General features: G+C 40.7%; 18 protein-coding genes. 5 read left to right on the top strand and 13 right to left on the bottom strand.

The features are described 5' to 3' along the window. Positions 1–44: 44 nt before the first annotated feature. A complete protein-coding gene (locus tag OCV27_RS09440; protein ID WP_125320208.1) occupies positions 45–542 on the bottom strand; it encodes a YfbU family protein in 498 nt (165 codons plus the stop codon). A gap of 239 nt (positions 543–781) precedes the next feature. Next, positions 782–1,522 (bottom strand): pyruvate formate lyase 1-activating protein, encoded by a 741-nt coding sequence (pflA, locus tag OCV27_RS09435; RefSeq protein ID WP_125320189.1) that lies wholly within the window; start codon positions 1,520–1,522, stop codon positions 782–784. 227 nt (positions 1,523–1,749) lie between these two features. Here pflA and OCV27_RS09430 point away from each other — a divergent pair, with 227 nt between their 5' ends. After that, positions 1,750–3,630, top strand: a complete 1,881-nt coding sequence (locus OCV27_RS09430; RefSeq protein ID WP_125320188.1) for a methyl-accepting chemotaxis protein — start codon at positions 1,750–1,752, stop codon at positions 3,628–3,630. On the opposite strand, the gene OCV27_RS09425 is transcribed toward OCV27_RS09430, so the two are convergent. The 3 genes from OCV27_RS09425 to OCV27_RS09415 form a co-directional block, all read right to left on the bottom strand. Further along, the gene (locus OCV27_RS09425) at positions 3,627–4,634 is read right to left on the bottom strand and encodes a lipid A deacylase LpxR family protein (protein WP_245986676.1); all 1,008 of its coding nucleotides are present in this window, start codon (positions 4,632–4,634) and stop codon (positions 3,627–3,629) included. The two genes, OCV27_RS09430 and OCV27_RS09425, sit on opposite strands and share 4 nt — an antisense overlap. Positions 4,635–4,814: 180 nt before the next feature. Further along, the gene (gene pflB / locus OCV27_RS09420; protein ID WP_125320187.1) at positions 4,815–7,091 is read right to left on the bottom strand and encodes a formate C-acetyltransferase; all 2,277 of its coding nucleotides are present in this window, start codon (positions 7,089–7,091) and stop codon (positions 4,815–4,817) included. Positions 7,092–7,380: 289 nt separating this feature from the next. After that, complete coding sequence (locus OCV27_RS09415) at positions 7,381–8,928, bottom strand: DUF3360 family protein (RefSeq protein ID WP_125320186.1); 1,548 nt, start codon at positions 8,926–8,928, stop codon at positions 7,381–7,383. Positions 8,929–9,534: 606 nt separating this feature from the next. Between OCV27_RS09415 and OCV27_RS09410 the strand changes: the two genes are divergently transcribed. The 4 genes from OCV27_RS09410 (at position 9,535) to OCV27_RS09395 (ending at position 12,704) form a co-directional block, all read left to right on the top strand. Then, a complete protein-coding gene (locus tag OCV27_RS09410) occupies positions 9,535–10,305 on the top strand; it encodes an ABC transporter ATP-binding protein (RefSeq protein ID WP_125320206.1) in 771 nt (256 codons plus the stop codon). A gap of 63 nt (positions 10,306–10,368) precedes the next feature. Continuing rightward, positions 10,369–11,139 (top strand): ABC transporter substrate-binding protein, encoded by a 771-nt coding sequence (locus tag OCV27_RS09405; RefSeq protein WP_125320185.1) that lies wholly within the window; start codon positions 10,369–10,371, stop codon positions 11,137–11,139. A gap of 143 nt (positions 11,140–11,282) precedes the next feature. After that, a complete protein-coding gene (locus OCV27_RS09400; protein ID WP_125320184.1) occupies positions 11,283–12,023 on the top strand; it encodes an ABC transporter permease in 741 nt (246 codons plus the stop codon). A 3-nt stretch (positions 12,024–12,026) separates the two neighbouring features. After that, a complete protein-coding gene (locus tag OCV27_RS09395) occupies positions 12,027–12,704 on the top strand; it encodes an ABC transporter permease (protein ID WP_125320183.1) in 678 nt (225 codons plus the stop codon). Positions 12,705–12,748: 44 nt separating this feature from the next. Here OCV27_RS09395 and OCV27_RS09390 read toward each other — a convergent pair whose 3' ends face one another. From OCV27_RS09390 to OCV27_RS09355, 8 genes are all read right to left on the bottom strand, one after another. Continuing rightward, complete coding sequence (locus OCV27_RS09390; protein WP_125320182.1) at positions 12,749–14,431, bottom strand: aspartate:alanine antiporter; 1,683 nt, start codon at positions 14,429–14,431, stop codon at positions 12,749–12,751. A gap of 180 nt (positions 14,432–14,611) precedes the next feature. Then, positions 14,612–14,878 carry a GrxA family glutaredoxin gene (locus OCV27_RS09385; RefSeq protein ID WP_125320181.1) on the bottom strand — a complete coding sequence of 89 codons (267 nt, stop codon included), beginning with the start codon at positions 14,876–14,878 and terminating at the stop codon, positions 14,612–14,614. A 146-nt stretch (positions 14,879–15,024) separates the two neighbouring features. Further along, on the bottom strand, positions 15,025–15,360 hold the full coding sequence (locus tag OCV27_RS09380; RefSeq protein ID WP_125320180.1) for a hypothetical protein: 336 nt from the start codon (positions 15,358–15,360) through the stop codon (positions 15,025–15,027). 144 nt (positions 15,361–15,504) lie between these two features. Next, positions 15,505–16,359 carry a MurR/RpiR family transcriptional regulator gene (locus tag OCV27_RS09375; RefSeq protein ID WP_125320179.1) on the bottom strand — a complete coding sequence of 285 codons (855 nt, stop codon included), beginning with the start codon at positions 16,357–16,359 and terminating at the stop codon, positions 15,505–15,507. 274 nt (positions 16,360–16,633) lie between these two features. Further along, the gene (gene panP / locus OCV27_RS09370) at positions 16,634–18,280 is read right to left on the bottom strand and encodes a pyridoxal-dependent aspartate 1-decarboxylase PanP (protein WP_125320178.1); all 1,647 of its coding nucleotides are present in this window, start codon (positions 18,278–18,280) and stop codon (positions 16,634–16,636) included. A 140-nt stretch (positions 18,281–18,420) separates the two neighbouring features. After that, the gene (locus tag OCV27_RS09365; RefSeq protein WP_125320177.1) at positions 18,421–18,936 is read right to left on the bottom strand and encodes a hypothetical protein; all 516 of its coding nucleotides are present in this window, start codon (positions 18,934–18,936) and stop codon (positions 18,421–18,423) included. A gap of 101 nt (positions 18,937–19,037) precedes the next feature. After that, positions 19,038–19,952, bottom strand: a complete 915-nt coding sequence (locus OCV27_RS09360; RefSeq protein ID WP_125320176.1) for a LysO family transporter — start codon at positions 19,950–19,952, stop codon at positions 19,038–19,040. Between the two features lie 28 nt (positions 19,953–19,980). Beyond that, a complete protein-coding gene (locus OCV27_RS09355) occupies positions 19,981–20,901 on the bottom strand; it encodes an HDOD domain-containing protein (RefSeq protein WP_125320175.1) in 921 nt (306 codons plus the stop codon). Positions 20,902–21,100 lie beyond the last annotated feature (199 nt).

The raw sequence follows: 21,100 nt of genomic DNA, 5'->3' as shown, positions 1-21,100 counted from the left end.
TGATTAGAAAAATGGAGAGCTGCCGATAATCAGCTCTCGTCTGTTTATGCGTTGAGTATCTGCTTGATTTCGTTATTGCATAAATGGTATTGACGTGGACAATTATGCCAAACTTTCAACATGCGGCGATATTTGTTCAACATTGGTATTTGTGCATTGAACCGGTGAGTTTGGTCAAAACTAGGATATGCACCTTCAGAATCCGCTAAAAAACGCACATAATGGACATATTTTGATTCGGTATTGATGTCAAAACCAAGAAATGTGAGTTGTCTTGGCTCTATATTACTGTTGATAGTCGGAGCCAGCATTTTATGGGATTCTTGAACAGCGTGAAACATTTCCATTATATTGATGATTTCCTTGCACTCTGTATCAGTTAGATAACCAAAGTTTTTGTCAAGTTCATGCATCTGAAGTTCGTAGCCACGTTCGACTATGTTCTGAAGCCTAATGTATTTCTCTTTGTTCTCTGGGTTCAATTGTGACATTAAGAAGTATTGGTTTGATAGAATCAAACGCTGAGCATTTGTCATTTCCATAACATATCCACCAAAAATCATGTATTTCATTTAATGTTCAGTTTATCTATTCCCCTGAGAGATAAACATGATCTCAACACATGTTTATTATGGAAAAAGTAAAGAAACTGTAGTGGTTTTACATACTCTGGAGTCTGATTATTAAAGTAATGATTATATGTACGTTTCCAGAGAAGGGATTGTTGAAAACACCAGCTCAGGTTTGCTGGTGTTGTTTATGAAGTGATAGCGTTATAGGATCAGTATTTTACATTAGAGTGGTATTTTTCAAGGATTGAAACAATATTATCCATAGTTTTCTTAGATGGCGGTTCAACGCCCTCCAGAGGGTAGTCTAAGCCCAATGCTTCCCATTTATGAGCACCTAATTTGTGGTATGGTAAAAGCTCAACTTTTTCTATATTATTCATGTCCTTAATGAACTCACCTAGTAGGTGAGCGTCCCTGTCATTGTCAGTGTAACCAGGAACGATAACGTAACGAATCCACGTTTTTTGGCCCACTTTTTGAAGGTAACGGGCGAAATCTAAAGTACGTTTGTTGGAAACACCAATGAAATCATGGTGGATATCATCATTGATGTGCTTTATATCTAGCATAACTAGATCGGTCACTTCCAGTACTTCGTCAATGACTTCGCTATGTTTACGAATGTATCCGTTTGTATCAAGGCAGGTATGAATACCTTCAGCTTTGGCTGCACGGAAAAAATCACGTACAAACTCCGGCTGTAACATAGCCTCACCACCAGAACAGGTGATACCACCACCAGATGCATTCATAAAATGACGATAACTTTTGGCTTCGTTAATGATTTCTTCAACGGTAATTTCCTTGCCCTCATGGGTATTCCATGTGTCCCTATTATGACAATACATACACCGCATTAAGCATCCTTGCATAAAAACGATGAATCGAATCCCAGGCCCATCGACTGTTCCACAAGATTCAAAAGAATGGATACGACCGATAGTTGACATATGCACTTCTCTACTGATTAATTTTTACGTCATTTTATTACAAAAAGTAGGGTTTATATAGGATTTTCGGGAAGTAAGGCTCGGTTTTTATTGGTTAATAAAAAAAATATTATTTAGGCTAAAATGTATGTAAGGAAAATGCCATTTAAAAAGCAACTTTAAAACTATTAATATATAAGTAGGCTAGGCAAGTTTGAGATACATCATACTGGTGTAAAGGATACTCTATGAATACACTTGCGCTTTCACAGAAACAAAAAGTCACTTTGTTTCTGGTTGTACTGACAATAGGATTTATTACCCTAGCAGTATTTACTTCTTCACGATTAGCTTATTTAAGTGAACAGTATAATCATAGTGGTGATATTTCCACCGGATCTATTTCAATTTATAAAACTCAAAGTAAAATTCTGACCTTAAGTAGCGAATTAGATAACTTGCAAGGATCCCAAGTATCAAAAGCAAAAGAGGATATTGGCAGTATCGTTGCTGCAGTAAACAAGGATCTTTCCTTTTTAAGTACGCTGGGCTTGCAGAGCTATGCGGATGAACTAGGAAAAAGTATCGGTGATTTTGAAGCTGCGGTAAACCCATGGCTGGCCCTAAGGCAAGAGTTGGGGTTTAATATCGATGAGGGTAAGTTGGGTGAACTTAAAAAACTCGCCAGTATCATTGAACAGAAAATTGCTGAGACGGGAATGGTGACTCTCAATTCTGATTTTCAAGCTATGGTTAAATCGCAACAAAATTACCTGCTTCAACCCAATGAAAAAAACCTTAAACTTTTTAATCGATCTATGGGTGCATTTGAAAGCATGTCCAACGTGTACGCAATGCTCGATTTATACGAAAAAGAAATAGAACAGTATAAAGCAACATTCAAACGGGTTAGTGAGCTTTCAAAACAGCTTGGTAGTGTTGAGCAACAATTGATATCAACCAAAATGCAGCTCAAAACATTAATTGTTTCTGTGACTGGTGAGCTTGGGGCCATCAGCGCTAAATTTCAATCTTCTGCAGAGAAGTCTTCTGGACAGACAGTTTGGTCGATTTTGGTGGCGTGTATCGTTCTGGCAGTATTTACTATCACCATATTTATCATGCAAAGTAGCTCGCTTTCTCGTTCATTAGTTAAGACGCGAAAGGTACTCCATAACTTATCAGAAGGTGATTTATCTAAACGTATAGTACTTACTAAAAACCCCAATGATGAATTTAACCGATTGGCTGTAAACATTAATGAAAGTTGTGAAAACTTAGGGGAGCTTGTTTCCGGAGTACAAGAAAGTAGTGAAGCTTTGTCAGGCAATGTAGCTGAGTTAAATAAGGGATTAGACCTGCTGGCACATCATCAATCAGAAGTACTTGGGCAGACGGAGCTTCTTGCATCGGCGACCGAAGAAGTCAGTGTTACAACCCAAGAAGTTTCAGGATCTTTGGAGCTTGTTGCGGAAATTAGCCGTAATTCTACCCAAGCTGCTGAAAATGGTGCTCGAATAATAGGCATAGCTATTGGCTCTTTAGAAGAAGTCGGTACGATATTAACTTCTGCAGCAGGTCATATTCAACAATTAGAGGAGGCGTCATCTAAAGTTGATTCTGTAATGGATATAATTAATGCTATTGCTGAGCAGACAAACTTGCTTGCATTAAATGCAGCTATAGAAGCAGCAAGAGCAGGAGAGCAAGGAAGAGGCTTTGCCGTTGTGGCTGATGAAGTTAGGAGCCTTGCTGTAAGAACTGTTGATGCAGTAGCAGAAATTTCTGAAACAATTGATACTATGAAAAAGGAGAGCGCTGAGGTCATTCAATATATAGGTCAATCGGAAACATCAATGAAAACTGGGCAAGAAAAAGGTCATGAGGCTATGAAGGCGATGCATACCATTACTGAGAAAGCAGATGATACATCCCATCAGACTGATCTGATTTTTTCTTCTATCAAGGAATTGGTAACGACCAGTCAGTCGATGGCTGATAGTATGACTCAAATTTCTAGTGCGATGAAAGAACTAGAGCAAAATAATGAGCAGCTACGCTCTGTAAGTCAAGTGGTTGAGCAAAGGGCCGGCAGTCTAAATAGCGACTGCCAAAGATTTACGATTTAGAAAAATGCGTATAAGGCTAAACCCCCAGAAGTGTAGATAGACTTTTTAGCTTCATCATAATCTGGAGTTTTGGCAGAGGCTGTTACTGTCGCTCCAAAATGGTCATTGTACCATGCAAGCCCTGCTACCGCTGTAGCTTGCTTTTCCTCTAAGGTGACCGAATAAATACTTGGATTTTCCCCGTTTTGAATAGCGTATTTATTTACGCCAGAGCGATCGCCTTCGATAGTAATGTCATTAAATCTGTATCGCGCTTCAATACCACCAAATAGAAACCAACCTGTTTTGGAAGCTCCAAGCATACTTGCTCTGAATGGATTCTCGTTATCTATGTTTGCAGCCCCCATACTACCAGCAAGATCGGTACCCCAGCGAAACATCAAACCAGTAGATAGATCACTGCGAAAATTACCTACATTGACCTCTGAAATATTGGATAATTCCCAATCTGTATTGGCTAGTGCGTTATTTCGCCACAGATTAAAGTGAGTTAGGTAGCCAACACTTCCAACTATTTTGTCATCAACTTGGTAAGCCCAGCCTCTGGGTTCATCTGAGCCAATAATACCATGAACGATATCTTGAGCATCTTCCGCTAATGAGTCTTCGCCAGTAGTGCCGATGGTAAAATTGAACCTCTGCGCTTGTTCAGGATGTATGCTTATATAGTTAAACTCGCTATGTAAGTAACCAGCATATGGGCGATCATTAATTTGTGGTGTGGTGGCCTCAATATCTGATGGAGTGTACATCTTATGGCCAAGAAGAAATTCAAATTTATCTAATGATGTGCCGCCCCAGTACGAAAGACTTAACGGGCTAAATAAAGAGTAGGGTGTGATTGCACCTGTTGCGTAGCTCAAAAAAAGACCATTTGTATAGTCTTGATCGACACCAAAAATACCATCATTGTCAATAGAAAAAACGATAGTAGACTTTTCTGAAGCTAGGCAGAATGCCGAGCTGAATACTAAAGGCAAAATAAGAATACTTTTAAATTTCACAGGTTTGCTCGCAACTCAATCATAATTTAGATAGTACAGGATAGATTGAATTAATCGATGGGAATTTACACGTGAATACAAGCATTTGTGCAGTATCTCTCTCATTTGTTTATCAAAGAGAGGTAATTAAAAAGCCCTGAATAAATCAGGGCATTAAATTAGAGTGTTATGAGTGGGTTATTATATAGACTCGGTAAATGTACGAGTAATGACATCTTGCTGTTGCTCTGCTGTTAGAGAGTTAAACCGAACAGCGTAGCCAGAGACACGGATAGTCAGTTGAGGATACTTATCAGGATTTTTTACTGCGTCCTCAAGTGTATCTCGATTAAGGACATTAATATTCAGATGCTGCCCTCCTTCAATACCGGATTCATGGTGGAAATAGCCATCCATTAGTCCAGCGAGGTTAGCTCGTTGTGAGTCTTCTTCTTTACCTAGTGCGTTGGGTACGATTGAGAAGGTGTAAGATATACCATCTTTAGCATGGGCGAATGGTAGTTTTCCTACTGATGTTAAGGAAGCGACTGCTCCTTTTTCATCTCGCCCGTGCATGGGGTTGGCTCCTGGAGCAAATGGTGCTCCGGCACGACGTCCATCTGGTGTATTACCTGTTTTTTTACCATATACAACGTTAGATGTGATGGTAAGGATGGATTGCGTTGGGGTGGCATTGCGATAAGTTTTCAGTGAGCGGATTTTGTTCATAAAGACTTCTACTAACTCACAAGCGATATCATCAACGCGAGAATCGTTGTTACCAAATTTTGGATAATCCCCTTCGATTTCGAAGTCGATGGCAACACCATCTTCATCACGAACTGGTTTTACTTGAGCGTATTTGATAGCAGATAACGAGTCCGCTGCCACTGATAAACCAGCGATACCACAGGCCATAGTGCGGTGAACGTCGCGGTCATGAAGTGCCATAAGTGCAGCTTCATAACTATACTTATCATGCATGAAATGGATACTATTTAGTGCAGTTACGTATTGTTTTGCAAGCCAATCCATGAATAGATCTAATTTGCCCCAGATATCATCGAAGTTAAGCACTTCATCAGTAACCTTAGGCATTTCAGGGCCGACTTGAATTTTGAACTTCTCATCAACGCCACCATTGATAACATACAGCAGTGTCTTCGCAAGGTTTGCGCGAGCGCCAAAGAATTGCATGTGTTTACCAATAACCATAGGAGAAACACAACAGGCGATAGCATAATCATCTGATGCAAAATCCGGACGCATCAAGTCATCATTTTCGTACTGGATAGAAGACGTATCAATTGAGACTTTCGCACAGAACTTCTTAAAACCAGTAGGTAGTTGTTCTGACCAAAGTACAGTAATGTTAGGCTCTGGAGAAGGGCCCATGGTGTATAGGCTGTTTAGGAAACGGAAGTTGGAACGTGTAACGAGAGTACGGCCGTCAAGCCCCATACCACCCATGGATTCGGTTGCCCAGATAGGATCACCGGAGAATAGGTCGTCATATTCAGGCGTACGTAGGAATCGCACCATACGCAGCTTCATTACGAAGTGATCAATCATTTCTTGAGCTTTAACTTCATCGATTTTTCCTGCTGAAATATCACGTTCAATATAGATATCTAGGAAGGTAGAAGTTCGGCCAAGAGACATCGCGGCGCCATTTTGAGATTTAACGGCCGCTAAGTACCCAAAGTATGTCCATTGAATTGCTTCTTGAGCCGTTTCTGCTGGGCGAGAGATGTCAAAGCCATAAGATGTCGCCATTTCTTTCATTTGGCCCAAAGCTTTGTGCTGCTCAGCAATCTCTTCGCGAAGCTGCATTGTCATCTGTAGATCTTCGCCATTTTCGAAGCGTTCTTGCAGTGAAGAAAATTGGGCCAATTTATCTTTCATTAGGTAATCGATACCGTAAAGTGCTACTCGACGATAATCACCAATAATACGACCACGACCATAAGCATCAGGAAGGCCAGTTAGAACACCTGACTTACGGCATTTTAATATATCAGGGGTGTATATATCAAAGACACCTGCGTTGTGCGTTTTACGGTACTCAGTGAATATTTTTTTCACTTGGGGATCTAATTCGCGATCGTATGCTTTACATGAACCTTCAACCATTCGGATACCACCATTGGGAATGATGGCACGTTTAAGAGGAGCTTCAGTTTGCAGGCCAACAATAGTTTCTAAATCCTTGTTGATATAGCCAGCTTGGTGAGAAGTAATAGTTGAAATGACTGATGTATCAAAGTCGACAGGAGCGTGAGTCGCATTTTCCTGTTTAATCCCTTCCATCACTTTTGCCCAGAGGACGTTAGTGGATTCTGTGCCTTCAGAAACTAGAAAAGATTCATCGCCTTCATAAGGTGTATAGTTGTTTTGAATGAAATTACGAACATTGACTTCATTTTGCCAATCGCCCTCAACAAAATTTTCCCAAGCTTTAGCAAATTGCTCTGCCATGACATACCTACCTTATTTATTTAAAAGAGTACTTTATGGCTGTTGTGCCAGTCAGTGTTCCAATCAAAAGAACAGCACTCTATTTATGAATAACAATATGTATAGTTGAACTAGTGTGTTCGGATAACTTGTCGACCATACATATTGTTACTGGCTAATAAACTTTTTTTGTCTTCGATAGATACAATAAATTAAAAAAAACCTGCAAACCTTAAACTAAATCAATAAAAGCTAAAATTTTGGAATAAAAAATAGGGCGATAATTACATCGCCCAGGCAAAATTTTGTCTTATAGCCAAGCTTGAATGCCGTATTGGTCTTCAAGCATTCCTACGGCGAGCATAGCCGTTAAACAGATGGCTAAAACACTAATAGGAATAATAACTTTGTCGATAAAGGATAAGCGTACAGCACGTTCTTTATCTCCAATTAAACCATTGTTATCTAACAGCATAGTTAGTGCCCAAGCTAGCACAGGATTAACGATTGCAGAACCAAAAATACAGATACCAGCCGCTTGAGAGTCTTTGGAATCTTTGACCATTTGCATACCTGCCTCTAGTAATGGGAGGGATACGCCTACCAGCAAAGCGACCCGCATTACGGGAGGCCATACAGCTACATCCATTGGGAAACCAAGAACAGCGATTAACATGACGAGTAGGCCAAGAAGAATAGATCCTGCTGGTATAGGGCGTTTGGCAATGGCCGCGGGAATCATGTATGTTCCCCAAGACGATGTAATATTGCCGCCACCTATTGCAGTGCCGACCATCTGGCGAACGGAGCACATGGTCATAGTATCATCTACGTCCATAAGAACTTTTTCGGTTTTCTTGGGGTAGTTTAATTCTTGGAATATACGGTGGCCGAGAAAGTCAGGTGACCACATAGCAACAGCTAAAATAGCAAAGGGCAAGGAAGCAATAAAGTGCTCTGCGTTTGGTAGGCCAAGCATCCAGCCTTCTTCAGTACTTCCCCACCAGTAAACAGGATTTAGGTTTGGTAAGCCTGTTTCAGTGACAAATTGAATATCAAAGCCAGCGCCTAAGGTTAGAGCAATTACCAAGCTTGTAAAAGCACACACAGGTATCGCGAGCCAACGCTTGTTTAGTTTTGCTAACAAAGCGTATAAGGCTATAGTAACGGCCAACACAATTAAGCCGACATACCCCATACTGCCTAGTGAAATAGATTCAGATTGTAGCCCTACAGCCCAATCTTGAATTGAGTTAATCTGACTCATTGTTCCGGTTAAGCCAAGAAAAATGAGCAAGCCTCCAGCCGTTCCCTCTGAAGTTAGGTTAACCAGTTTAGAACCACCTTTTAAAAAACTGAGTAGTAGCCCAAAAATGCCTATCAGAATAGCGAGAGCTAGAGGGTGTGCACCAGCTAGTGCAATGGTTCCGATTAAAGGTATCATGGGTCCATGGTTACCCGCTAAGTTTGCTTTTGGGTTCAGTATTCCGGAAGCTAATACACAAAATAAAAGTGCAGGGATTAGCATCTCAACCCGTGAGACTTCTATTGCAAACTCTTTACCTAAGTTAACGTGGTCCCAGGCTGCTGTCAGGCCTTCTGCCCAAGACATCATCACAGCAGAATACATGGCGATGATGCCTAAAGTTCCAGCTAATGCAGGTACAAGATCTTCCAGTTCGAATCTGAAATCTCGTAGCGGTAGGTTTAAACCAAATCGGCGAGGCTTCATGATTTTCAGTTCATGATCTAAGTAGTCCGATCGACATTCAAACTGAGAAGCGGGACGGTGCAGATCGCGATAGCTTTTAGCTTCGATATCTGAATCAGAGTGCGGTATTTTGACTGCGTCTGACATAGATTCCTCATATTTAATCTAAAGAGTGGTTGTGGCAAGGGGGTTGTGACTAAATAAGTGTGCCTTACCACTTTACTGAGGCCGGTATACGTTGAATGGCCAGCACTGAGAAAGATATATCCCCTATTGAGAGTTTTATCTTTTGTATGAGTTTAAACGGCAATATAAAGGGGGGAATTGATTTAGATCACCTTATAAATAGATATGAAAGTTAACTACATTCCGCTTACTTTAGGCGATAAAGTTCAAAAATATGAAAGCGACTTTCATAGGAATAAGGCTGATCAAATATTCAATAGTGTAACGAATAATACTATTGATTAAATTATTGAGATGGTTCCGGTTTTTTATAGAAATGTTAATTTCTAGTGGTTTGTTGAGAAGTGTTTTTTATTTTACCTTATGCGCAAAAAAGGATTAAAGCGATTCATATTTGATTTTTAATGTGAATATATTGACTTTAAATGCAAATTTCAATGGTTAATGACTTGTTGCATGTTAAGCGGTGCAGTGCTAGTTTGTAGCGAGATAAGGCATGATTCGAGCCTTTCAGTGCCAAGCTTCTTTGTTTGGGTAAGAGATAATGAAACAGGGAGTAATGAGCGCATGAATGATGCAGCAGCGCTAGATATAAGGGAACTGCATAAGACATTTGGTCACAACGAAGTGCTCAAGGGGATTTCTCTTCAAGCAAATAAAGGCGATGTTATTTCTATCATAGGCTCGTCTGGCTCAGGTAAAAGTACTTTCCTAAGATGCATTAATCTTTTAGAAACGCCGACCAAAGGTGAGATATGGGTCAATGGTGAATTGATTCAGATGAAAACCGGCCGTCAAGGCGAAGCCATGCCTGCAAACGAGAAGCAAGTCCAACGGATACGTTCAAGATTGGCAATGGTATTTCAAGGTTTCAACTTATGGTCTCACATGACCGTTCTTGAAAATGTTATTGAAGCCCCCGTCCATGTATTAGGTGTTCCCAAGGCTCAAGCCAAAGAGGATGCAGAGCGATTGCTAAAAAAAGTTGGCCTTTACGAGCGAAAGGATTATTACCCTGGTCACCTTTCTGGAGGACAACAACAACGAGCAGCCATTGCTAGGGCGCTGGCTGTTGACCCTGAAGTAATGCTGTTTGATGAACCTACTTCTGCTCTTGATCCTGAATTAGTCGGTGAGGTGCTAGGAGTAATGCGAGATCTTGCTGAAGAAGGCAGAACGATGTTGGTTGTAACACATGAAATGGCATTTGCACGCGATGTTTCTAATCATGTCATGTTCTTACACCAAGGCTTAGTGGAAGAGCAGGGTAACCCTGCTAAGCTCTTCACTAATCCAGACTCAGAGCGTTTACAGCAGTTTATCTCATCTATTTATTGAGCTTGTGGTCAACGTTACAACAGATTCTGCGAATACTAAAAATCATGACGAAAGGAGTATCAAATGAAAAATTGGTTAGTTGTTGCAGCTTTAGCTGCGACTGTAATGACAGGCGTCGTTCAAGCTAAAGATTGGAAAACGGTTCGTTTTGGCATAGAAGGGGCTTATCCACCATTTAGTTGGACTGAAGCCGATGGCTCATTAAAGGGCTTTGATGTTGATATGGCCAACGCTCTTTGTAATGAAATGCAAGTGAAGTGTAAAATTGTTGCTCAAGACTGGGATGGAATTATTCCATCACTTCTAGCTCGAAAATACGATGCGATTATCGCTGCTATGTCTATCACTGAGGAGCGTAAAAAGAAGGTAGACTTTACCGGCAAGTATGCACTCATCCCGAATAAATTCATAGCAAAGAAAGGTGCTAACCTAGATTTTGATAACTTGGATGGACAAAAAATCGCAGTGCAAAGAGCGACTACTCATGATAAATACTTGACCGATAATTACGGTGATAAAGTTGAAATTGTTCGTTACGGCTCTTTTGATGAAGCTTACCTAGATTTGGCTAATGGGCGAGTGGTAGCAGTACTTGGAGATGCTTCAGCACTTGAGGAAGGGATGTTAAATAAAGCTGGTGGTGATGCTTACGAGTTTGTTGGACCATCACTCACTGATCCGAAGTGGTTTGGTGATGGTTTTGGTATTGCGGTGCGCAAACAGGATAAAGATCTAACTCAAAAATTGGATAAAGCGATTATGTCACTTCGTGAGAAAGGTGAGTATCAGAAGATTGCTGCCAAATACTTTGACTACGATGTATATGGGCAATAGATCTTAGTATCATAGCTGCTGATTTATGTTCCTAGGGTAGATCAGCGGCTTCACTAATTTTGGTGGTTGATTGTTGAAGCTGTTTTATTTATGGCTGAGAAAGTACTTTCTAACCACATTCCTTAGGGCTTAGGAACTCGCCTATGTTGGATTTACAAGGATACGAAGCTTCTATATTTAAAGGGGCTATCGTCACTATAGAAGTTGCATTACTTTCTTTACTACTTGCGATGGTTTTGGGAATGTTGGGGGCATTGGCAAAGATGGCCCCTTACCGCTGGGCGCGAGCGATCGCAACTCTTTATACCACAGTGATTCGTGGTATCCCTGATCTCGTTCTAATGATGCTAATATTCTTCGGTGGACAGATTCTACTCAATAACAGTTTATATTCAGTTAATGAATGGTTAAATGAGTGGTTTGCTGCGAGTGATCCAACTCATGAGTGGACATCGTACCTTCCTGATTATGTCGACGTTAGCCCCTTCATTGCAGGAGTACTTACAATAGGGTTTATATTTGGCGCTTATATGACAGAAACATTTCGAGGAGCTATTATGGCTGTCGATAGAGGAGAGCTAGAGGCAGCGAAAGCCTACGGTATGAGCTCATCTCTTGCTTTCCGTCGTATATTATTACCGCAAATGATCCGCCATGCATTGCCTGGCTTTGGGAATAATTGGTTAGTACTACTTAAGACAACGGCGCTGGTGTCTATAATTGGTCTTGAAGATATGGTTCGTATTAGTGCATTGGCAGCAGGCTCGACCAAAATGCCATTTACCTTTTATATGACAGTAGCAGCTATATTTCTTGTCTTCACTAGCGTATCGACCGGTTTACTCAAGCTTGTAGAGCGCAAATTTAGTATCCATGCGAGGTAAAAGATGGACTTCTCACTGATCATCGAAAGCTTGCCAATCTATCTCGGGGGGTTATGGACTACAACCTGGTTAGTCGCACTTTCACTGATTATTGGTCTTCTTGTAGCGATTCCGTTAGGAATAGCTCGTAATAGTATCCATTATGTGGTGAAGGGACCTAGCTGGGCATTTATCTATTTTTTCCGCGGTACACCACTCTTAGTTCAACTGTACCTTATTTATTATGGTATGGATCAATTTTTCCCAGTTAAAGATACTTTGTGGGAAAATGCGTGGTTTTGCGCGCTTGTGGCTTTTGTGCTTAACACTTCCGCTTATACTGCAGAAATTATCCGAGGTGCGATAAACGGATTACCTAAAGGTGAGGTTGAAGCTGCAAAGGCATATGGTATGAGCACTTTCATGACCTATCGCCGTATTATTCTTCCAAGTGCTTTACGCCGTGCTTTGCCTGCATACAGTAATGAAGTTATTTTTATGCTCCATGGAAGTGCAGTTGCAGGCATTGTAACTATAGTGGATTTAACTGGCGCGGCTCGCTTAGTTAACTCCCGTTACTATGCGCCATTTGAGTCATTCTTGACTGCGGGGCTGTTCTATATGTCTCTAACTTTCATTATTATTTGGTGCTTCAAACAGGCAGAAAAACGTTTTTTGGCCTACCTAAGACCACTAAGCTAGTTCAAAAAAGGTTTCCCAAGAGAAGCCTTTTTTGTCGGATAGATTCAACTCAAAATAATGAGTAGAGTGCCTGCTAAGGTCATCAGTATATTTGCGATAGCATAAGTACCTGCGTAGCCAAGAGCTGGGATAGTCGACTTGGTATAGTCATTAACAATATCCATTGCAGGGGCGCAAGTTCGGGCACCAATAATTGCGCCAAACAATAGCGCTCGATTCATTTTAAGTATGTAGGCACCGACGAGATATGCGAGTGCGACAGGAACGACGCTGACCAAGAAAGAAAGCCCAATCACCTGTGGCCCAAATTCTGCGAGGTGTTCAAACATTTTTCCACCAGCACTTAGGCCAATACCCACCATGAAAAACATCAAACCTAAGTCTTTGACCATGTTTAAGGCACCTTGAGGTACGTAACCAAAAGTTGGGTGATTAGCACGTAAAAAGCCTAACAAAATTCCAGACACCAATAAGCCTACAGCATTACCTAAGCCAAACGAAACCTGACCAAAAGTCATGGTGATAAGGCCGAACATAATCCCGAGAATAAAGAAGCTACAAAATGCTAGCAGATCGGCCATTTGGCTATGAATGGATATAAACCCGATCTTTTTTGCCAATCCATGTACACGACTTTTCTCACCACTAACCTGAAGAACGTCACCTTTAGCGAGTACAATATCGAGATCCATTGGCATTTCTATTTGCGCTCGAACTACTCGATTAAGAAAACAACCGTATTCGGATAAATTCAGATCAGATAGACGTTTGCCTGCCATGGCATCACTTTTTACTACGATTTCTTCTTCTACGATTCGTAAATCAAGTAGGTTGCGATCGAATACTTCTTTACCATTACGAAAACTAGGATCTAGCCGAGCGTGGCTATCGGGAAAGCCAAGCAGTGCAATTTCATCACCCTGTTGTAAAATAGCGTCACCATCCGGATGGGCAAGGATTCCGTTACGACGAATACGCTCGATATAGCAACCTGTTTGGCGGTAAATACCTAGCTCGCGGAGATTTTTGCCATCTATCCAATCGATGAGTTCTTGTCCAACCCGGTAAGCACGAATGATTGGCAAATAAACTTTACGTTGGCCGTTACTCCCTAATCCTCGTTCTTGCGCTATCTGCTGAGCGGAGTCAGATAAGTTTTGCTTTTGAAGTTTGGGTAATAATTTAGCAAAAGCAATCATACTTATTAAGCCGACGAGGTAGGCCATGGCGTACCCGACAGATAAATTTTCAATCACTTCGGAAAAGTCCATAGCATGTGGTGTTGTCGCAAGGCCAGAATTGAGTGCGTCTTGAGCACCTACTAAAACAGGCGTAGCGGTTAAGGCGCCTGCCATCATTCCAGCAGATAATCCGAAGTCAAGACCTAGGTTGTGACTGGCAAAATATGTAATAAAGATAGCACTGGATAATACCACCATACTCAGGATGAAGTAGTGTTTACCATCTCTAAAAAAGATACCGAAAAAGTTGGGGCCAGCCTCTATGCCCACACAATAGATAAACAGCATAAAGCCAACAGTCAATGCGTCTGCATTAAATGTAAACCCTAGGTGACCCATAACTAATGAAGTAAGCAAGACGCCGATTGAATTGCCAAGTTGGAAGTTGCCGAATCGAATTTTTCCGATGGCTAAGCCAATCGCAAGGGCAACAAAAATTAATAGGATAGGGTTTTGCTCTAGCAGGTTTAAAACGTTGATGTTCACGGGGCAGCTCTTACTTCAGTGCCATAGAATAAGTGAGCAAATTGTAACTTAATGTAGGGAAATGATAAGTGCTAAATTATATAATTGACGATTTACTGACTTGTGCCATATATTTTTCAATGCGATTAAATAACAGGCACAAAAAAGCCGCTATGAGTAGCGGCTCAAACAATCTGGTTATTATGCGTCAAAAAGGCTCAAATGCTCTTTTGCATATGCTTCAAATTCATCACAGCCACCGATATGATTCTCATCAATGAAAATTTGTGGAACCGTTTCTACAGGTTTACCAACAGTTTTTTCCAGATCAGCTTTTGAAATGCCTTCTGCATGAATATCCACATAACGGTAGTTGAAGTCATCACGCTTGGCTTTTAATGTTTCAGCGTGTTCTTTTGCACGAACACAGTAAGGGCAAGCTGGACGACCAAAGATAACTACGAACATATTGTCATTCTCCTTTATTCTGATTGTCGCCACTATGCCCGAATCACGCAGGAAAATAAAGTGGCATTTACCTGTTGCTTTAATAGCTCAAATCTATCCTTTAAATATAATACTTAAGCAAGTGGCTCCTTGTATCTTTTGGCCTTTTACAAGGGATAAGAAATAGAATAAAGCTTGCAATAAAAGCCACGGCTTCCATCCCATTTCTGGTTTGTTAATCCAGCTGCTCTAATGGGAGTTTTTGCATGGTATGCAGCGATTAACATGCTTAAGGTCGGTTCAAAGCCAACGTCTTTCTTATTGAGCCAATATCCATCAGGACAACGAATATCAGGTGTTGACAGTTTGAAAACTACGTCACCCATACCATACTGGTTATGGCTACCCATAAAGGATATGGTTGCAGGTACGCTCTGCATGTAATCATCTGCATAAGCGTAAACAGAAGTTAGCCAAGTGATTAAAAATATAATCTTTTTCAAAGATATTTGCTCCAATATTTGACTTTTAGATTAGTGCAAATTGTATCAATTAATTTTATGATTTTGAATCGATTTATCAGGCTTTCCTCGTGATAAACTTTGGGCTGTGATTTATATAAAAAAGAGCGCTGATGCGCTCTTAGGTTAGAATTGAGAAAGTTTATCGTAGCGCGAATCTTTAAGCGCTTCTTTTACTCGTTTGAGATTGTCTCTAAAACCTGAACCACGTCTTAAGGTAAAGCCTGTGGCCAAAACATCAATCACAGTCATTTGTACGACACGACTTGCCATAGGCATATACACATCAGTGTCTTCCGGCACGTCTAAAGAGATAGAAAGCGAACTGGCTTGATCTAGAGGAGAGTCTTTTGCTGTAATAGCAATGACAGTTGCCCCATTTTCACGAGCAAGATTGGCAATTTCAACTAAACTTTTTGTCCGGCCAGTATGAGATATCAGCACAATAACATCATTGTCTGTACAGTTTATACAGCTCATGCGCTGCATTACAATATCATCAAAACAAGTGATAGGAATGTTAAAGCGAATAAACTTATTTTGCGCATCACGTGCAACTGCTGATGATGCGCCTAGACCGAAGAACGAAATGCGTTTAGCTTGGGTAAGCAGATCAACGGCTCGATTAATTTGCATAGAATCCAAGCTATTTTTCGCAACATCCAAGCACGCCATAGTAGACTCAAAAATCTTATGTGTGTACGCGTCCGGGCCATCATCTTCCTCAACATTGCGATTCACATAAGGTGTACCATTGGCAAGGCTTTGTGCTAGATGAAGTTTAAAATCAGGGAAGCCTTTAGTGTCTAATCGACGACAGAAACGGTTAACGGTTGGTTCACTGACATCTGCCATTTTAGCCAGCGTTGCGATACTAGAATGAATGGCAGTCTGAGGTGACGCCATAATGACTTCAGCTACTTTACGCTCAGATTTGCTGAAATTTTCTAGATTTTTTTGGACTTTTTCTAATGTATTCATAGTGTTCACAAAGGTATAGAGAACAACTCGCTGGATAGACCTGCTCGTTGATAGGCCATAGCCACTTAAGGGTAATCCCTATCCAGCGCCATGGGCTCCAGTATAAACCCAAGCCAAAGGTTTATTGTAATATTTACACCTTTCGAGAGGTGTAAACATGACAAGCCTCAAACTAAATCGGACCAAAGCATCTTTCGCGATAGTTTTTGGCAAAGATTCGTTCGATTTGAGGCGGTTAATGGTAGGCAAATTACAAGTGTATAGAAAGAAATTTTCAACTGTCTAAGATGCTGTGCGTTGTGGCCAGTATTTTTGCCATCAAATTAGGTGCTTGGCCAGCGATCGCTCTTTGCTCTTCTATTACTGAGCTTAGAATATCGTGCCCAGTTAAAGGGTTAGCAAGTACAACACGAAAGACAATAGTATCGAGTCTGTCCCATTGCTGAGGGTTAAGGCGTGTTCTAGAAACAAAAGACTTGCCCGTTTCGCGTTGGCGCTTTTGAATAAACTGGGTCAATTCATTAATTAGCTCATTGAGGTGCACTTTTTGTTCATGGTCAGCAATGTCTAGCGCTTTACGGACTTTTCCGGGAATATAACGATAAGTTAGTAGGCAAAGCTCTGGTTCAGATACCAGCTCAAAGTCGTCTTGTTGCTTAATCAATTCGGCGAAATACTTGGTTTTTTCAATACTTTGATCAATAAGTAATTCATAACCTGGGCGACTAATGATGTGCATTGCAGCATACACCAGCATTGCCATACCTGAACGTGATCCTTCTAAGGTGTGGCTACCCAGATCTTTTGAGCCTTTACGCAGGATATATTGAGCATGATGCTCTATCGATTTCATTGCCTCAGGGCTTTTGAAGAGGACCATACCCGCACCCATTGGAACATAGAGCTGTTTGTGAGCATCGATGGTAACTGAATCTGCTTTTTCTATGCCATTCAATAGGTAACGGTAGTTATTTGACATTAACGTAGCGCCACCCCAAGCAGCATCAACATGAAAATGGCAGTCGTGTTCGATACATATTTCTGCCATTTCTAAGAGTGGGTCGACGGAGCCCGTTTCTGTTGTGCCAGCAACACCCACAACTGCAAAGGGCTTGATGTTTTTCTGTTTGAGTTCAATGATTTTTTCGCTTAATGCTTGAGGGCAAATACGGTTGTTTGAATCAGTTTTCACCGCCACCAACCCTTGCTGCCCTAACCCAAGAATGTCGGCGGTTTTTGTCAACGAATAATGCCCTCTCTCTGAAACAAGAATGGCTAAACCTTGATAGCCATAGTGTTGCATTGCTTGGAAAAGCCCTTCTTTTTCAACACCTTTAAACTGGCCTTGTGCTTTTAAGGCACTGTTTCTTGCTACCCATAAAGCGGTAATGTTTGCAATCGTCCCACCAGAGCAAAAAGCGCCTAATGAATGCTGCGCACTGTGCATCCATTTTGAATAGAAATGGTCGTCTTGTGTGTATACCAATCGGTGTAACATACCCAATACTTGGCGCTCTAACGGGGTAAAAGCTTTGGAAGTTTCAATTTTCACCAAGTTTTGATTTAGTGCAATCATGATTTTTGATAGCGGCATTAAAAAGTAGGGTAGTGCAGATGTCATGTGGCCGATAAAGCTTGGTGCAGAGGTATGAACAGAATGAGAAACCAAGGTATCGAGAAGATGCTGTGTATGTTCAGAGACAAACTCAGGTATTTCTGGAATGGATGCAGATGAGAAGTCCTTTTCAATCTCTTTGAGCGGTTTTTCTTCCGCAACAATATGCTCACGCAAAAACTGGTTAAGGTTTTGTGAGAGACTTTCTTCAATTTTTGTAAGTGTGGAGTCTGGTCCTTCCGGGACGGTAAATATTCGCAGTAGGGTGTCGAAGCTTACATCAGCCTTTTTGTGTGTGGTTATCATACAACTACTTTGCTCTAATCATTGTTGTTGCAGCGCGTAAATCTAAACGAAAACGGGCGCAAAGTCCCGTTTAATTTTTCGATAGTTGATATCCATGTGTGGGCGATCACTACTGAGAAAAAATCTCAATAGTGATTGGATTAGGTCTCACATGATAGGCTTTCTAGATCTTTGATTGCTGTATTATAACGTTTAAGCGCATCATCTATTTTGGTTGGATGACTAAGCAAGTCCGCAAATGCTGAGCGAAGATCGTAATTTTTGTCATGTGGTTTGGATTGGCGGTCGCTAAAAGTTATTTGTGCGAGCCGGCCTAATTCATCACTGCGAGTGGATAAGGTTTTAATATCTTTTTGTTCAAGTTGAAGCCAAGCTTCAACGGGCTGATTTGTGGCGATCTTTGAAGGATCGTTTTCTAGATAGTATTGGACTGCCGCTCGATTCAGCTCAAAATGATTTTTTCGACCTTTCAAAAACCACTCACTAACTTCCTTTAGGTCTGGATACTGTTCAGAAGTGAGTTTGGCTAAATCTTCATACCAATGAAGAGAAGCATCGATATAAGCATTATATTTCTTGGACAAACAAGCATTGTCAGCGGCAGTAACCATAGTGGAGGTTGCGCTTAACAGCAATGCAATCAGTAGACGTGTCATAATGATTCCTTTGAAGAACATTTATTATAAAGCCACTCAATATGAATTCTTAAATTGTATAACATGGCTGAGCTATTAATATAATGAACTGAAATATAAAATCATGCGATCTGCTCAGCAAGAGAGACAAAGACCAACATCAATATGGGTACCAAAAGGCTTAATATGAATCCGCTGACTATGGCAATTGGTACGCAACGGACACCACCAGTGCTTTGAATGACTGGAAGTGTAAAATCCATTGCGGTCGCTCCAGCATATCCAATAGCCACGCTGGGTCTTGAATGTATAATCAGAGGAATCATAGTTAAGGCAACTAGTTCTCTAACTAGTTCAATCATAAATGATGCTCCGCCAAAAATGGGTCCAAAGGCATCACCCATAAGAATTCCAGAAAGAGAATACCAACCAAAACCACAAGACATTGCGATAGCTTGGTAAAGATTAATATCGAGAATTGTGGCTGCAATAACCCCTCCGATTAAGGAAGTAATAATGATGGTTGTAGCGATTACCATACCGTGCTTGTTGAGTAATATTTGGCGTAATGACAAGCCACTGTTACGCAGTTGTATGCCGATAAGGAACAATAATATAATTAAAACGGACTCACTGGCTATATCAACCCAATTGAGTTCTACCGGTAGTTGTGTACCAGCTAATAACCCGATACCAACGAATAAAATAAGCTTCATCGATTCAAACGCCATACTAGATAGGGGAAGTTTGGTACGTTTGCCATCAACCTCAATCGGGAACAATTTATCTATGAATGAAAGAGCCCCTAAGTTACTGATACTAATGCAAGTTGAGAATACGACGACATACTTAAGTATAAGTTGTAGGTTTTGACCAAGGTTATCAAGTGCAGCAAGGCTTAACCCCATTAAGGTTAAGATAACGTATATAAGATACGAGGTGGTTTTGTTAATTTTGGAAAGAATGGATGGGTTCGTACTAGGAATCAGATACCCCACCAAAAGCGGGGCAATAATAAAAAGCATTCCGGAAAACATGATACTCCTGAGTCATAATTTGTATTCGTTAGAGCCCGCTGGCGCTAATGAGCTGATTGATTTTTGTGTTGAACTCAATATCACTCAAATTACTCAGTTTGTACAGTATGTCAGCTCCTGCTACGTCAAATTCGACAGTATGTTCATCTATTTTATCATCTTGACGACGGAACAATAAAATATGATTTGCTATACGTGCGATATCAAGATAGCTGACATTCACATCCTTTGATTGGATTGCTTGGTTACTTGCGACTTCAAGAAAATCATGATCAAAGCCCCATTGTTTTAACACTAGCTCACTAGCACTGGTACATAAGTTATCAAATATCTGAAATGCTATTTCTTCGTTTAAGTAGTTACCTTTTTCCAGATAAGCATGATACTCACTAACGATACAAAATAAACCAATGTCAGCTAACAGGCCAGTCAGCAAAGCCTTATCAGTCTCGAGGTTGTCATATCTTGCAGGATCAATTTCTTTGAAACCTTTTACCACCATAACCATAGTTGCGGCTAGTTCTCTGGAAGTATGGGCACTATTTATTAGAATTTGGTTACAGCCACGACTTAAATTCACAGAATGTTTAAGCTGTTCAATCGCTTGAGCTGTAACAATATCACGAACCCTTAAGATACCGAGGCGGGAAACGGCGGTAACTATGTCTGTGCAAGTGATATTACGGCGGTTAAATATCACTGAGTTTGCTACCCTAATCACGATGGCGGCAAGGCTTGGATCCTCAAATAAGCAGTCAGCAATATTAAATACTGTAGTGCAATCTCGAGTACAGAGCCGTTGTATCTTCAATACGACATCAGGAATTGGTGGTAAGGTGATTTTACCTGATGTTATTGCGTGTGTGATTAAAACACTAAATTCAGATTCAATGCCTTTAACTAGGAGATCATTGTTTTCTGGAAGCCAGAAAAAAGATAGATGGTTCATTCTTGTTTAGCTATATGTAATACCCAATATATTTTACCTGCCTTAGTAATCAATATGCAAATCATTGATATAACATATGGATTGGCATATGTGTATATTGGTGTTGACTTAGTATGGAATGTGATTTTATGTGATTTCAATCGCGCTTTGGGACGAATATAAGCTGATTAATATAAGCTGTGCATAGATTTATTTTTTA

The sequence above is a fragment of the Vibrio pectenicida genome, from assembly GCA_024347015.1.
Taxonomy (GTDB): domain Bacteria; phylum Pseudomonadota; class Gammaproteobacteria; order Enterobacterales; family Vibrionaceae; genus Vibrio; species Vibrio pectenicida.
This window is presented reverse-complemented; position numbering and strand designations above follow the sequence as displayed.